The following is a 15,276-nucleotide window of genomic DNA, read 5'->3' on the forward strand; positions in this document are numbered from 1 at the left end:
GAAGGTGGTATCAAGGTGTGCCACCCTGGCGGGAACCGGCCCGCCGCAGAATGTACCAGTTCCCATGGGTATCCATTGAGTGGCTCTGCGCTGACGTGCAGGGAACAGTAGCAGCTTACGACGCGGCTTATCTGCGTCACTAACTTGAAGGTGTCGACACCATGTTCAAATACAAAAGCCCTCTGAGCCGGCTTCTCGAAGGTGCCGGCAAATCCAAAGAAGAAGACGTTGCCGAGAAACCGGCCACAGTGGACGGTGCTGTAAGCGAAGAAGAAAAGCAGGAACCCATTGCGGATTTCAACGCTTTGCGCGCCGCATTGGCCGGTGGAAACATGACATCCGAATCCTATGAGGAAACGGATGAACTGATCCCCGAAGAAAAGATGCCCGAGTTTGACGAGGCCGAGCCGGAGGCAGTGGCCGAACCCGAGGAGTCGATCTTTGCCGAAGACAGTTCGGAAGAAGACAACTTGGAAGAGGGCGACGCTCTGAAAAACGTTCTGGTGGAAGAAAATGTCGAAGAACTGGTTGAGGTCGAGCAGGTTGTCACCCTGCATGTGACGGAAACACCCGCCGAGACTTCGCCAGAGGAAGCAACGGCTGAGGTCGTGTCCGAACCTACCGAGCCAGAAGTCGGCGAGGTTGAGGTTGCCGAAGCTCCGGCCCCAGAAGAGAAGCAGGTCGAAGACACGGTTGAGCCGGTGATTGAGCAGGTTGAAACAGCCCCTGCCCCGGTCGAGGATCGCCGTTCACGGGTCAAAACGACATTTCTGGGATTTGAGCGCGCCGACACGCATGTTCAGGACCTGATCGAATCCTCCGAACCCGTAGCAAAAGCAGAAGCGGCGCAAGAGACATTCCCGGTGGGCTGGCTGGTTGTAACAGCCGGTCCGGGACGAGGTTCAAGCATTACGCTCACCGAAGGCCTGATGCAAATCGGGCGCAACGATGACCAGGCCATTCAGTTGGATTTTGGCGATACCGGCATTTCGCGCTCGAACCATGCAGTCATCGCCTATGACCCCGAAGACCGGAAGTGTTACTTGGGCCATGGCGGCAAGGCCAATCTTGTACGCCTGAACGGCAAACCTGTTCTCAGCACCGTGGCCCTGTCCAACGGAGACCTGATCCGCATCAGCGAAACCTCGATCCGGTTCATGGCTTTCTGCGACGACGGTTTTGATTGGCGGGATTCCTGATAAATGCTGGCAACTCCGGCATATGATGTTGCGCTGATCCTGAACCAGGGTCAGCGGGAAACGCAGGAAGACGCGATTGCAGCCCGCATGTTTGACGCGTCGGACGCGGGCTATGTTGTGATTGCGGACGGTATGGGCGGCCATGAGGCGGGTGAAATAGCTTCGGAAATGGTAGTGGCTGCATGGCGCGACGCGCTGGACGCAGAACTTGAGGCAGAAACCCTGAACGAAGGATCCGCGATAGATGCGCTTCCTTTGGCCGCCATGCAAGCCAATGCCGCGATCGCCAACTACACCGAGGCCAGGGGTCATGGCTTCAACATGGGATCAACCATGTTGGGTGTCCTTCTTCTGGGGCGGCGTGTGTTCTGGATTTCGATCGGCGACAGCCCTCTTTACCTGTTTCGGGACGGAGCGTTGACGCAGGTCAACGAAGACCACTCGATGGCACCCGTGATTGCGTCGAAAGTGGCTTCGGGCGAGATCACCGAAGCGGTGGCCCGGGACATGGACAGCAATCAATTAACGTCCGTGGTTACAGGCGGGGCCATTCCCAAAGTGGATTGCCCGGAAGATCCATTGATCGTGTCGCCCGCCGATGTCCTGATCCTTGGAAGTGATGGGTTGCAGTACATCAGCGACACCGAAATTCAAGCCATTCTGCGGGATCATCAACAGGGGCTGGCTCAAGACATTGCCGAAGCATTGCTGACGGCTGTGCAGGCCAAGGGTGACCCGGATCAGGACAATCTTTCTATCGCAGTGGCGAAACTCACAAGAACCTAAACAGGCAAAGCAACAGGACCCATGATAAAGCACTTACTCATATCAAGCCTTGCCCTTGCTGCCGCCACGGGCGCGGCATCTGCGCAAGAGGCGTGTTCAAGTTATGAAATTCAACGCGGCGATAGCTTACGGGAATTGGCAATCGAAGTGTATGCGACCGAGGACTTTCGCATCATTTTCGACGCGAACCGGGATGTTATCGGTTCCAACCCCAATATCATCCGCGTCGGCGACGTTCTGGAACTGCCCTGTCTGGAAGATGTCGGGCGTGCTCCGGCGCTTGCTGACACCGAGGCAGAGCGGCTGGCCGCCGAAATGGCGGCAGAGCTGGTAAAAGCCGCAGAAGAACGCGCCGAGAAAGCCGTGGCCGAAGCGGAAGCCCGCGTTGCGGCAGCGGAAGCCGAGGCAAAGAACGCGAGTGAAGAGGCGGTCGTTGCAGCACGCGCTGCTGCCAAGGAAGAGATCGAAGCCGCCCGTGCCGAAGCTGCCGCTTTGATCCGAAATGCCGGAACGGGTGAACGGCCCGAAATCCGGGACCGTCAATTGCTGTTGATCACTGGCGGTAACTACGCTCCGTTCACCGATGAATCTCTGCCCAATCGGGGGCTCTATACCCATCTGGTTGAGACAGCGATGTTTCGTGCCGCTCCCGAACAGGCCTACAAGATTCAGTTCGTGAATGACTGGTCTTCGCATCTGGACCTGTTGATGCCGACACTCGCATTTGACGCCACCTTCCCCTGGTCGCGCCCCAATTGCGAAGAGGCCGTTGCGCTGTCGGAAGATGATCGCAATCGGTGCGAGACCTACAATTTCTCAAACCCGTTCTACGAGGTCGTGGATACGTTCTTCGCCCGCGAAGGTTCCGGCTATGAGGAGACATTGACCTATGCCGATTTTGCCGGTGCAACGATCTGCCGGCCAGAGGGTTGGTCTTTGTCTCACATGGACGCTGTAAGCCTGTACGAACCGGTCATCAAACTTCTGCGGCCAACGTCACCGGATGATTGCTTTCACGCTTTGATGGAAGGCACCGCAGATATCGTCGCCATCGAGGCACATCTGGCAGCCGAGGCAATTGAACGGCTTGGGTACAAGCACCGGATTATCGAAAACCCCAACCTTGCGGCCATCAAGTCGCTCAACGTCATGACCCACAAAGATAATCCTGATGGGGAAGCGATCCTTGAGACGCTGAATCAGGGTCTGGCAATCATGCAGCAATCAGGCGAATGGCGCGACATCGTGTCAACCGCCCTGCGTCATCAAATGGAAAATGGATAAGGCCCCGATCTGGCCTGACAAACTAAAGTCTGGAGGAAGTGGACATGTTTAACGAGAAGATGAAAAAGGTAGCGCTTTCAGCAACTGCTATTACCGCTCTGTGCGCAGGTGCCGCTGCAGCACAGGAAGCTTGCACCAACTATACCGTCCAAGACGGCGACACCATGGCGACCATTGCAATCGCAGCCTACGGCACGTCGAACTATCAGCCGATCTTTAACGCGAACCGGAACGAAATCACCAACCCCAACGCTCTGGAGCCAGGTCTGGTTCTGGCCCTTCCCTGTGAGGACGGTAGCCTGCCCAATGGTCAGAGCGCGCAGGAAATCATCGCAGCTGAAGAACAACGCGCGGCCAGCGTCAAACGTTCGAGCGTCTACCAGCCACCGATCAAGCTGGTGACCGGCAATGGCTGGGCACCTTTCGCCGATGAATCGCTGAACGGCGGCGGAGCAATCACCCGTCTGGGCACCACGGCTTTGCAGCGTGGCGGCAACGCGCGCGACTATTCCGTAAGCTTCGTGGATGATTGGAACTCGCACTTGGAAACTCTTCTGCCTCTTGGCGCCTTTGACGTGTCCATGGCGTGGAACATGCCGGATTGCACCAACCGCACCTACGAATGGTCCTGGGAAACCGAGGTGCGCTGCACCCAGTTCGATTCATCTGTTCCGGTCTACGACATTGTCGTCGGGTTCTACACCATTCCGGAAAGCCAGTATGCGAATGCGACAACCTTTGAAGAGCTGAAGGGCGCCACGATCTGCCGTATGGATGGCTGGTTCATCCATGATCTGGAACAGGAAGGTCTGCACAACGGTGAAACCATGACGCTGATGCAGCCGATCACCGCACGCGAATGCCTTGACGCGGTCCTGACCGGCACCGCAGATGTTGCAACCTTTGAAGTTCAGCTGTTCTCGGACACAATGGTTGAAATGGGCCTGAACCAAAACGACCTGGTTGAGAACCCGTACGTGACCTCGCTTTCCTCGCTGCGCTTTATCAGCCACCGCAGCAATCCGTTCGGCAAGCAATACCTGGCGATGCTGAACAAAGGCCTGAACGAGATGCGCGAAACCGGGGAATGGTATGCGATCGTCTCCGACACGCTGCGCGAGCACAACGAAAAACTGATGGCAGCGTCGAACTGATCCCTCGGTTCAGCTGAAACTTTGGGGCCGGTTCTTCAATCGGCCCCTTTTTTGTCAGCGTCAAACACGAGGTTTTTCAGAATGACAAATTTTGGCCTCTTATCTGCTTCATAACAGCCTCAAATACGCAGCACCTTCAACCCCAAGCACGATCATCATTCAATTGATGCCAATGAAAGAGCGTGATTTGCATATGATACAGGGCGCCTTCAATATTCAGAATAACTCACCGTCGTCCGCGACCAGATCGGATTTGGACGTTGCAGTGATCTTGCCCTGCTACAACGAGGCCGTTGCCATAGGTGAAACCGTTCGGCAATTCCGCGCGGCCCTGCCCGACGCAACGATTTACGTATATGACAACAATTCCACCGACGACTCCGTCAAGGTCGCGCTTGAGGCAGGCGCGCGGGTCTATTCCGAAACATACCAGGGCAAAGGCAACGTGGTCCGTCGAATGTTTGCCGACGTTGATGCGGATGTCTACGTTATGGCTGACGGGGATGCGACCTATGACAGCGCGGCGGCGCCGGAATTGATCGACATGCTCGTTTCGCAGAATCTGGATATGGTCAACGGCGCCCGTGTGAATGAAGAAACTGAAGCCTATCGGCGCGGCCACAAATTTGGCAACGCGTTGTTCAGTTGGCTAGTGAAATTCTTCTTCAACAGCAAAATCAACGACCTGCTTTCGGGTTACCGCGTTTTCAGCAGACGCTTTGTCAAAAGCTTCCCCGCAGTATCAAACGGGTTCGAGATTGAAACAGAGCTAACAGTTCATGCGATGCAGATGCGCATGCCAATCGGTGAGGTTCAAACAAGGTATTCGTCACGCCTGCCGGATTCGAACTCTAAGCTGGCGACGTTTTCCGACGGGTGGCGGATTCTCAAAATGATCGGCTTGTTGATCAAGGATGAAAAGCCCGTTGCGTTTTTCCTGTCATTGGCCGTGTTGATGTTTTTGCCTTCGCTCTTTGTGTTTGCATCCGTATTCCGGGAATTTTTGGAAACAGGGCTTGTCGATAGAATTCCGTCTGTCGTCGTCGCAGTATCCGGTTTTGTTGCGACAATGCTGTCCATCGTCTGCGCTTTGATTCTGGAATCTCTGGCTCTTGCCCGGAGGGAAGCACGTCGTCTGTCATATTTGCAGCACAAAGGTGTAGCTGCGTCAGGCGTTGACCAACTCAAGCCATCGCTTGTCGAGGCTCAAACCCGTCGATTTGGCTGATTAAAATCAACCCCCAGTTCAATGCTAGGCAAATGAACGGCCTGTTCGCGCGTAAGCGTCTGAACACGCTGGTTTGTTCAAGGATTTGGTGAACCAGATACGCAAATGGCCAGCACCCCAAATGCTGGCCATTTTTCTGAGTGAGTGATATAGCCCTAAGGCCTCACCAGTGAAATTCTTTGTCCCCAAATACCTAACGCGGACTGAAAACCGGCGCTATTGGGGGAATCCCGTAAATCTTAAATTTTTCCAAAAATCAGGATCTTTCGATCCTTGCTGACCGCCCTGTTCGCACCTGTTCGCAGTTTCAGGAAAGCGATCGAAATTTGCGCCTGGTGTCCGGACGGCCCAAGCGCTGGAACCCAACGTGATGCGCAGATGTTTACCGGGCACACATTGCGCAAGTCGTTCATAGGACCTGACAAGGTTGGTTTTAACGGCGCAGCCACAGCAAGCTACAGATCGTCAGGCGTAAGGTTCGGGGCGGGTCTTTGGGCAATCCCGCGTTCCATGAAAAGGACCGCACAAAGGCGGTCCCTTCGTGTTTTGATGTCGGACGAAACTCGCCCGCCTGTTCGACGGCGATCAGCCGATGATTGCGTTCAGCGTAGCGCTGGGGCGCATCACAGCGGCGGTTTTGACCGGGTCAGTGTGATAGTACCCGCCCAAATCCACCGACGGTCCTTGGACTGCGGCCAGTTCCGACAAGATCTGCTCTTCTTTCTCTGCCAGCGCTTTTGCAAGTGGTGCCATTTCAGCTGCCAGATCGGCATCGTCAGATTGGGCAGCCAAGGCTTGGGCCCAGTAGCGCGCGAACCAGTAGTGGCTGTCGCGGTTGTCCGGTTCGCCGACTTTTCGACTTGGCGACCGGTTGTTGTCCAAAATGCCCTGAGTTGCGGCCTCTGCCGCAGCGCCAAGAACACCTGCCTTCGCGTTTCCTTTGGCGTCGGCCAGGAAGTTCAGTGATTCCCCAAGCGCGCAGAATTCACCCATCGAATCCCAGCGCAGGTGATTTTCCTCGACCAATTGCTGCACGTGTTTCGGTGCCGAGCCCCCTGCCCCGGTTTCGAACAGGCCGCCGCCATTCATAAGCTTGACGATCGACAGCATCTTGGCCGAGGTGCCCAGTTCGAGAATCGGGAACAGGTCGGTCAGATAGTCACGCAGCACGTTGCCGGTGATGGCGATGCTGTCCTTTCCGGCGGTGATGGTTTCCAGCGTCTGGCGCGTTGCCTCGCGCGGGGCCATGATCTGGAACTTGTCAGCCACGCCCGCAGCCTCGAGCGCCGATTCGACATATTTGATCAGCTCTGCGTCGTGGGCACGGTTCGCATCCAGCCAGAAGATCGCCTCGGATCCGGTCAGGCGCTGACGGTCCATCGCCAACTGTATCCAGTTCTCGATCGGCGCCTTCTTGACGGTGCAGGCCCGCCAGATGTCACCCTTTTCGACCTCGTGCGAAAGCAGGGCCTCGCCATTGGCCAGAACGATGCGCATTGAGCCGTCGGCGGGCGCCTCGAAGGTGGTCGGGTGGCTGCCGTATTCCTCGGCCTTCTGCGCCATAAGGCCAACATTTGCGACCGCACCGGCAGTGGCGGGATTCAATGCACCATTGGCTTTGAAGAACTTGATGCTTTCATCATAAACAGTTGCATAGCACCGGTCGGGGATGACGCAATTTGTATCACCCTTGGCACCGGTCTCATCCCAACCCTTGCCGCCCGCGCGGATCACCGCTGGCATCGAAGCATCAATGATCACATCGGAAGGAACATGCAGGTTGGTGATGCCCTTGTCGCTATCCACCATATACATGGATGGACGATCAGACTTGATCGCGTTTATTGCGGCGACGATCTCGGCATTGTTTTGTACCCGCTCAAGCAAATCGCCAAGACCCGAGTTCGGATTCACACCCAGCGCATCCAGTTCCGCACCGAATTTGTCGAAAACCGGCGCCAACCAGACCTTGACCGCATAGCCAAAGATGATTGGGTCCGAGACCTTCATCATCGTGGCTTTCAGGTGCAACGAGAACATTGTGCCGTCTTTCCTGGTGTCCTCGATGGCCTCTGCAAGAAAGGATGACAGTGCTTTGACTGACATGAAGGTCGCATCAGCCACGGTGCCTTCGTCCAGCGGCCACGCGTCCTTAAGGACAGTCACACTGCCGTCTTTGCTGACAAACTCGATCCTTGCATCGCCCGCTTGGGCAGCGGTGATGGTGGACGATTTCTCATTGGCGTAAAAATCGTTGCCCGACATGGACGAGACTTTGGTTTTGCTGTCCGAGGTCCATTCGCCCATGGAATGCGGGTTGTTGCGGGCATAGTTTTTGACAGCCCGCGCCGCACGGCGGTCACTGTTACCTTCACGCAGAACCGGGTTCACGGCCGAGCCTTTGATGGCATCATAACGCGCACGGATCGCCTTTTCTTCGTCGGTCGAAGGTTCTTCGGGATAGGCCGGGATATCATAGCCTTGCGACTGCAACTCTTCTATGGCGGCCACCAGTTGCGGAACCGATGCCGAGATGTTCGGCAGCTTGATCACATTGGCGTCCGGGGTTTTTACCAGCTCACCCAATGCTGCCAGATCGTCCGAGACACGCTGCTCATCCGTCAGGTTTTCGGGGAAGGCTGCCAGAATGCGCCCGGCCAGTGAAATGTCCTTGGTGCCCACGCTGACGCCAGCAGCCGAAGCGAACTTGCGAATGATGGGCAGGAACGAGGCGCTGGCCAGTTCGGGCGCTTCGTCTACAATGGTATACAATATGTCGAAGTTCGATTTATCTGCCATATTCTTTTACCTTTTTAAGCCTTTCGGGGCGTGCGATCCAAGAGTTGAAGCCACTTCAGCGTGGCGCGGGAGGGGCGCGATCACGATACCGCCCCTGGGTGACTCTGTTTTGACAGGGCCTCCCTTAAATCACGTTACGCTGGGAATCAATCATCTGTGCCCGCGCGTTTTGCCACGGGCTGGGCTTGGATGGCTTTTGATGTCATCAGCTCAACGTTTCACCCGGCTGTCTTTGGCGTTTCCCTTCAGGTCACGCCACATGTTTTCCATGAAGCTGCCCGGCTGGTCCCACGAATTTTTTCGGGTTGCGGCCAAGGATTACCGAAATCTCTGCCCTGTCTTGGGATCAAATACCATGGCACGGTCAGGTTGAATGGATATGCCAATCCGGTCGCCGGTTTTGCTGCGCTGGTCATCCCGCTCTTCCACAATCAGTTTGTCCCCATTTGGCGTCAGCAAATACGAGTAGGATACACCCCCAAGCGCTTCGGTCAGGTCCACAGTGCAGGTGTCGGCAGACCGGTCGATGTGAATATGTTCAGGGCGCATCCCCAACGTCACCTTGCCCGTTCCGGCAGGAACAGTTGCCGAGACCGGCAATGGCTGGCCCAAAGCGGGATGGGTGACATGGCCGTCAGTATATTCGCAATCAAGAAAGTTCATCGCGGGCGAACCGATGAAACCTGCAACAAACCGGTTGTCAGGATCACGGTACAGATCCATCGGGGCGCCGACCTGTTCGATCCGGCCATCGCGCAGCACCACAATCTTGTCGGCCATCGTCATGGCTTCGACCTGATCATGGGTCACATAGATCATGGTTGCGCCGATTTCCTGATGCAGACGCGCGATTTCGACGCGCATCTCGACACGCAATTCGGCGTCCAGGTTGGACAGGGGTTCGTCGAACAGAAAAACCTCGGGCCCGCGTACAATCGCCCGCCCGATTGCAACCCTTTGCCGTTGCCCCCCGGACAGGGCCTTGGGTTTGCGCTTGAGATAGGGATCAAGCTTCAGAATGCTCGAAGCCTCCTGCACCTTCTGGTCGATCTCGGCTTTTGGGACACCATTCATGCGCAGGCCAAATCCCATATTTTCGGCCACTGACATATGCGGGTAGAGCGCATAGGTCTGGAACACCATGGCCACGCCGCGCTTGGCCGGGTCCATATGTGTCACCTCGCGCGATCCGATGTGAATCTCACCTTCCGAGGTTTCTTCCAACCCGGCAATCATCCGCAACAACGTGGATTTTCCGCACCCCGAAGGCCCTACAAAAACGCAGAACTCGCCATCTTCGATTTGCAGGTCGATCCCATGAATGACCTGTGTCTGACCGTACCGTTTGATTGCCCGATTCAGAGTTACACCTGTCATGTCATTAGCATCCTGTCGTTTTTCGAACCTGGGCCTGTTTCGGGAAACCGCCAGGCTTGTGCCTCGGTTCCGATTTGTTCAGCCACACGCCGCAGGCGCGGCACCCAGGCTTCGAGTTGATCGAAATCCATTCGTTCGGTGGACCCAGTTATCGAAATCGCCCCAAGCATCCGCCCGTTCGACGTCAGAACTGGGCAGGCGATGCATATGATGCCAGGCTCGTGCTCTTCATCATCGATGGCAAATCCCCGGCTGCGAATTCTGTCAAGATCAGCCCGCAACATCTTTTCGGATGTCAGAGTTTTGTTGGTGAAGCGGTGATAGCTTTGCTGCGACGCCGCCCTGTTCAACGCATCTTCGTCCAAAAATGCCAGCATCGCCTTGCCGACCCCTGTGCAGTAGGCCGGGCCAACTTTACCAGCCTGAGAGAACATCTCGATTGGTTGTGCGGCGTTGCGTTTGTCGACGTAAAGAACCTGACTGGAATCAAGCTGCGCCAGATGCACGGTTTCACCGGTTTCTTGACTGAGGGCATCCAGAAAAGGCCGCGCTATCGGGGCCAATGAGCTTTGCGTCCATGCCGCATGGGCCAACCGGACCAGTCGCATCCCGGGCGCATAGGTCTGCCTGTCGCGGTCATATGACAGCATTCCCTGGTTGGTGAGGGATTGCAGAAATCGATACAGGGTCGCCTTTGGAAAATCGCTGCTTTCCAAAAGTTCAGCGAATCGAACGGGGCGCTCGAACGATGCCACGTGATCCAGCACATCACATGCTTTGCCTATAGTTCCGTCACCTGACACGGGCCATCATTCTCCTCCGATTTTCCCTCGCCATCCTCACGAGGGTCTTGACAACAGTAACCGAGTCGATGTGTAGTTTTCAATATATAAAACAAGGTTTCACTATTTGGAACCTTATTGGAGAGAAACAGGGAGGAAACTATGTATTCAACTTTCAAGCGCACGACGGCTGCGCTGGCGCTTGGTGTCGCGATGGCGGCACCAGCAGCTGCGGAACTCACCGGAGAGCTGCGGATCTTTCTGGACACATCGAACCCGGCGCCACGCGCGACAATGGAGGCGATGATCGAACGGTTCGGGGCACAGCATCCGGGGTTGGAAATCGAAACAACCGTCATCGACCGCGAAGCCTATAAAACGCAGATCCGGAACTTCCTGACGGCTGACACCCCGGACGTGGCCACGTGGTACGCGGCCAACCGTATGAAACCATATGTCGAGGCGGGTCTGTTCGAGGATGTGTCGGACTTGTGGGCAGAGCCTGAGATCGCCGAAAACCTCGCTTCGACCAAGGGCGCGTTGACAATAGACGGCAAGCAATGGGGCGTACCCTATACCTACTATCAGTGGGGTGTTTACTACCGCAAAGATATCTTTGATGAACTGGGTTTGAGCGAGCCGACAACCTGGGAAGAAGAACTGTCCAACTGCCAGAAAATCGTCGATTCGGGACGCGCCTGCTATACCATTGGCACCAAGTTCCTTTGGACCGCCGGTGGCTGGTTTGACTATCTGAACATGCGAACGAATAGTTTCGACTTCCACCAGCAGCTTGCCAACGGCGAAGTCAGCTGGGAAGATGACCGGGTAAAAGAGACTTTCGCCAACTGGAAACAGTTGATCGACATGGGCGCCTTCATCGACAATCACCAGACATATAGCTGGCAGGAAGCCCTGCCCTTCATGGTCAATGGTGAGGCAGCGGCCTATCTGATGGGCAACTTCGCAGTGGCACCGCTTCGCGATGCGGGCCTGACAGATGACCAGCTGGATTTCTACCAGTTCGTCGCGATCAATCCCGATGTTGAGCTGGCCGAAGACGCCCCGACCGACACGTTCCACATCCCGGCCAATGCTTCGAACAAGGAAGCTGCGCGCGAATTCCTGCGTTTTGTGGTCTCCGCTGATGAACAGACCGAAATCAACAACGGCGCGAATCTCGGCCAATTGCCGGTCAACGCGCAATCCGCTGTGGATGACGACAAGTTCCTGCAACAGGGCTTTGAAATGCTTTCGTCCAACAGCCCCGGTGGGGTAGCCCAGTTCTGGGACCGCGACGCGCCTGCGGAAATGGCCAAAGTGTCCATGGAAGGTTTCCAGGAATTCATGGTCAAACCCGACAACTTGGACCGGATACTGGCCAAACTCGAACGCGCGCGCGAGCGTATTTACGATAACTGATCAGGCAAGGGTCGGGCCAAAGCCCGGCCCACGCTCCTTTGAATCGTAGGGCGGGTTCCGACCCGCCTTGCTCCAACAGACCCGAGTTTCCAATGACAGTTGCAGCCGACGCCTCAGAACAGGAAAGCTGGTTCCATCGCAATCAACAACGCATCGCACCCTGGCTGTTTCTGGCCCCCGGGATGCTGTTCTTCTTGGTCTATGTGATTATCCCGGTATTCCAGTCCTTCAACCTGTCGCTTTACGAGTGGGACGGCCTGGGCGCTGCGGAATACGTCGGCTTTCGCAACTACGAAGACCTCTATTGGGAATGGGTAGACCGGGATGCTTTCTACATCTCGATGAAGAACAATCTGATCTGGCTGATCCTGTACCTGGCCGCGATTCCGGCAGGTTTGTTCATCGCTCTGTTCCTGAATCAGACAGTTTGGGGCATCCGCCTGTATAAGTCCCTGTTTTTCTTTCCTTTCGTGATTTCTCAGGTCGTGGTGGGGCTGGTGTTCACCTGGTTCTACGATCCGACCTTCGGGTTGCTGAACGAATTCCTCGACCTCTTCGGCCTTGGTCCCCTGAACGTGCTTGGCGATGAGCGCTTTGTGACCTACGGCATCATCTTCGCCGGCCTCTGGCCACAAACCGCCTATTGCATGATCCTGTACCTCACCGGCCTGAACGCTGTGGACCCGGAACAGATCGAAGCGGGACGCCTGGACGGGGCCAAGGGTTGGAAGATGCTTTGGCACATCATCATCCCACAATTGCGGCCCGCAACCTTTATCGCGTTTGTCGTGACCATCATCGGCGCATTACGGTCATTCGACCTGATCTCGATCATGACACAAGGCGGACCTTTCGGATCCTCCCGCGTGCTGGCCTATTACATGTTCGAGGTCGCCCTGTCCGAATATGGCTTCCGCATGGGTTATGGCGCGGCCATCGCCGTGATCCTATTCCTGATCATGTTGTGCTTCATCGCCTACTTCCTGTGGTCGATGTACCGTGAAGAGAAGGGGCGCTGAGATGTTTCCCAAACCCATCGAAAAACGACCCCGCGCGGCGCAGATCACGTATCAAGCCATGCTTCCATTGGCCCTTCTGTTGTGGCTGGGTCCCCTGCTGGCGGTTGCTCTTTTCTCGGTAAAACCCGCTGCTGACTTCACCAACGCGAATTACTGGGGAATGCCGTCCAGCTTTGAAGGCGCCTTCAACTATGGTCAGGTGTTCTTTAATTCGGACATGCCCCGATACCTGCTGAATTCATTCATGATCACCGTCCCTACCGTGATCGGAGCGGTGGCGCTCAGCTGCATGACCGGCTTCGCGCTTGGCATTTACAAGTTCAAGTCGAACCTCTGGATCTTTTTCATGTTCGTGGCTGGGAATTTCGTGCCCTTTCAGATCCTGATGGTGCCGGTTCGGGATCTGACCCTGCAACTTGGGCTCTACAACACCAAGACCGGGCTGGTCCTGTTTCACATCGCCTTCCAGACCGGGTTCTGCACCCTGTTTATGCGCAACTTCATCCGCGCCCTGCCCTTTGAACTGATCGAGGCAGCACGGGTCGAAGGCATCAGCGAATGGCGCATCTTCTGGTACGTGGTCCTGCCGCTGATGAAGCCCGCGATCGCCGCGCTCAGCGTGCTGATCTTCACCTTCATCTGGAACGACTATTTCTGGGCCGTCGTCCTGACGCAAGGCGCGGAAAGCCAGCCTGTAACTGCCGGAATCACCAGTTTCAACGCACAATTCCGCGCCGCTTATCAATTGATGAGCGCGGGCTCCATCGTGGCGGCTCTGCCACCGGTGGCCATGTTCTTCCTGATGCAGAAACACTTCATTGCGGGTTTGACCCTCGGAGCTGTGAAATGACCAAAATTACCTTTATCGGTGCCGGGTCCACAATTTTCATGCAGAACATCGTTGGAGATGCTCTGTTGACCCCTGCGCTGGCCGACAGTCACTTTGCGCTTATGGATATCGACCCCCAGCGCCTTGCGGAAAGCGAAGCAGTTGCGCGCTCCATGATCCGCTCGGTCGGGGCCGGGGCGACTGTCTCGACCCATACCGACCGCCGTGCGGCGCTGGACGGGGCCGATTTCGTCATCACCGCCTTTCAGGTCGGGGGGTACAAGCCCTGTACGATCACCGATTTCGAGATCCCCAAGCAGTATGGCTTGCGTCAAACCATCGCTGATACGCTGGGCGTCGGAGGAATCATGCGGGGCCTGCGCACGGTTCCGGTGCTTTGGGATGTCGCAGGGGACATGATGCAACTCTGTCCGAACGCGACATTGCTGCAATATGTAAATCCGATGGCCATCAACACCTGGGCACTGGCCGAACGCTTCCCTTCCCTGAAACATGTGGGCCTTTGCCACTCGGTTCAAAATACGGTCGAGGAACTGGCCCATGATCTGGATCTGCCAAAGGATGAGTTCCGCTACAAAGTCGCGGGCGTCAATCACGTGGCATTCTTTCTGAAACTGGAACATCAGGGCCGCGACCTGTATCCGGCACTGCGACGGGGCTATCACGCGGGGAAATTCCCGAAGGCACCGCTGCTGATGCCGCGCTGCCCCAACAAGGTGCGGTACGAGGTGATGGATCACCTGGGCTATTTCTGCACGGAAAGCTCGGAACACCTGGCCGAATACGTGCCGTGGTTCATCAAGGACGGGCGACAGGACCTGATCGAGGAATTCTCGATCCCACTGGACGAATACCCCACCCGCTGCGTCGAGCAGGTCGAGATGTGGAAGGAACAGGCCAAGACCCTGACCGACGGGCGCAATATCGATGTCACGCGCAGCCACGAATTCGCCGCCGACCTGATGAACGCGATCGCAACGAACACGCCCTACATGGCCTATGGCAACCTGCCCAACACCGGCCAGATCCCGCAACTGCCCATGGGCGCGGCGGTCGAAACCCCCTGCCTGGTCGACAGCAACGGCGTACAGCCTTCTGTCGTGACCGACATCCCGCCGCAGTTGATTGCCCTGATGCGCACCCAGATCAACGTACAGGAACTGACTGTTCGGGCCCTGACAGAACAGAACCCCGAATATATTTATCACGCCGCGATGATGGATCCGCACACCGCCTCCGAACTGGACCTACGCCAGATCCGAAACCTTGTCACGGATCTGCTGACGGCCCATAACGATTGGCTACCCGACTGGTGCCGACCGGCCCGCGCCGCCTGATCTTCATCATTTTACAAATACTCAGATCCAACTTCAGCC

At 56.2% G+C, this 15,276-nt stretch carries 12 protein-coding genes; 9 read left to right on the top strand and 3 right to left on the bottom strand.

What is annotated here, in order from left to right:
* The first annotated feature begins 161 nt into the window (after positions 1-161).
* The 5 genes from ACR0FB_RS04140 to ACR0FB_RS04160 all read left to right on the top strand — a co-directional run bounded on the left by ACR0FB_RS04140 (position 162) and on the right by ACR0FB_RS04160 (position 5,651).
* Entirely contained in the window at positions 162-1,199 is a 1,038-nt protein-coding gene (locus tag ACR0FB_RS04140; RefSeq protein ID WP_209833918.1) for an FHA domain-containing protein, read from the top strand.
* A 3-nt stretch (positions 1,200-1,202) separates the two neighbouring features.
* A complete protein-coding gene (locus tag ACR0FB_RS04145; RefSeq protein ID WP_171723769.1) occupies positions 1,203-1,985 on the top strand; it encodes a PP2C family protein-serine/threonine phosphatase in 783 nt (260 codons plus the stop codon).
* A gap of 21 nt (positions 1,986-2,006) precedes the next feature.
* Positions 2,007-3,269 (top strand): transporter substrate-binding domain-containing protein, encoded by a 1,263-nt coding sequence (locus ACR0FB_RS04150; RefSeq protein ID WP_171636090.1) that lies wholly within the window; start codon positions 2,007-2,009, stop codon positions 3,267-3,269.
* Between the two features lie 44 nt (positions 3,270-3,313).
* Entirely contained in the window at positions 3,314-4,423 is a 1,110-nt protein-coding gene (locus tag ACR0FB_RS04155) for a LysM peptidoglycan-binding domain-containing protein (protein WP_171723770.1), read from the top strand.
* Positions 4,424-4,688: 265 nt separating this feature from the next.
* Positions 4,689-5,651, top strand: coding sequence for a glycosyltransferase family 2 protein (locus tag ACR0FB_RS04160; protein ID WP_480620161.1), 963 nt, complete (start codon positions 4,689-4,691; stop codon positions 5,649-5,651).
* A gap of 585 nt (positions 5,652-6,236) precedes the next feature.
* Here the strand turns inward: ACR0FB_RS04160 and ACR0FB_RS04165 are convergent.
* The 3 genes from ACR0FB_RS04165 to ACR0FB_RS04175 all read right to left on the bottom strand — a co-directional run bounded on the left by ACR0FB_RS04165 (position 6,237) and on the right by ACR0FB_RS04175 (position 10,630).
* On the bottom strand, positions 6,237-8,450 hold the full coding sequence (locus tag ACR0FB_RS04165) for an NADP-dependent isocitrate dehydrogenase (RefSeq protein WP_480620163.1): 2,214 nt from the start codon (positions 8,448-8,450) through the stop codon (positions 6,237-6,239).
* Between the two features lie 318 nt (positions 8,451-8,768).
* On the bottom strand, positions 8,769-9,827 hold the full coding sequence (locus ACR0FB_RS04170; protein ID WP_480620165.1) for an ABC transporter ATP-binding protein: 1,059 nt from the start codon (positions 9,825-9,827) through the stop codon (positions 8,769-8,771).
* Positions 9,824-10,630, bottom strand: coding sequence for an IclR family transcriptional regulator (locus tag ACR0FB_RS04175; RefSeq protein WP_480620167.1), 807 nt, complete (start codon positions 10,628-10,630; stop codon positions 9,824-9,826). The genes ACR0FB_RS04170 and ACR0FB_RS04175 overlap by 4 nt, the downstream gene beginning before the upstream one ends.
* Positions 10,631-10,771: 141 nt before the next feature.
* Here ACR0FB_RS04175 and ACR0FB_RS04180 point away from each other — a divergent pair, with 141 nt between their 5' ends.
* From ACR0FB_RS04180 to melA, 4 genes are all read left to right on the top strand, one after another.
* On the top strand, positions 10,772-12,031 hold the full coding sequence (locus ACR0FB_RS04180; protein ID WP_480620169.1) for an ABC transporter substrate-binding protein: 1,260 nt from the start codon (positions 10,772-10,774) through the stop codon (positions 12,029-12,031).
* Positions 12,032-12,123: 92 nt separating this feature from the next.
* On the top strand, positions 12,124-13,050 hold the full coding sequence (locus tag ACR0FB_RS04185; protein WP_171636104.1) for a carbohydrate ABC transporter permease: 927 nt from the start codon (positions 12,124-12,126) through the stop codon (positions 13,048-13,050).
* A gap of 1 nt (position 13,051) precedes the next feature.
* Entirely contained in the window at positions 13,052-13,900 is an 849-nt protein-coding gene (locus ACR0FB_RS04190) for a carbohydrate ABC transporter permease (protein WP_480620171.1), read from the top strand.
* Entirely contained in the window at positions 13,897-15,237 is a 1,341-nt protein-coding gene (gene melA / locus ACR0FB_RS04195; protein ID WP_480620173.1) for an alpha-galactosidase, read from the top strand. The genes ACR0FB_RS04190 and melA overlap by 4 nt, the downstream gene beginning before the upstream one ends.
* Positions 15,238-15,276 lie beyond the last annotated feature (39 nt).

The sequence above is a fragment of the Ruegeria sp. P10 genome, from assembly GCF_056534925.1.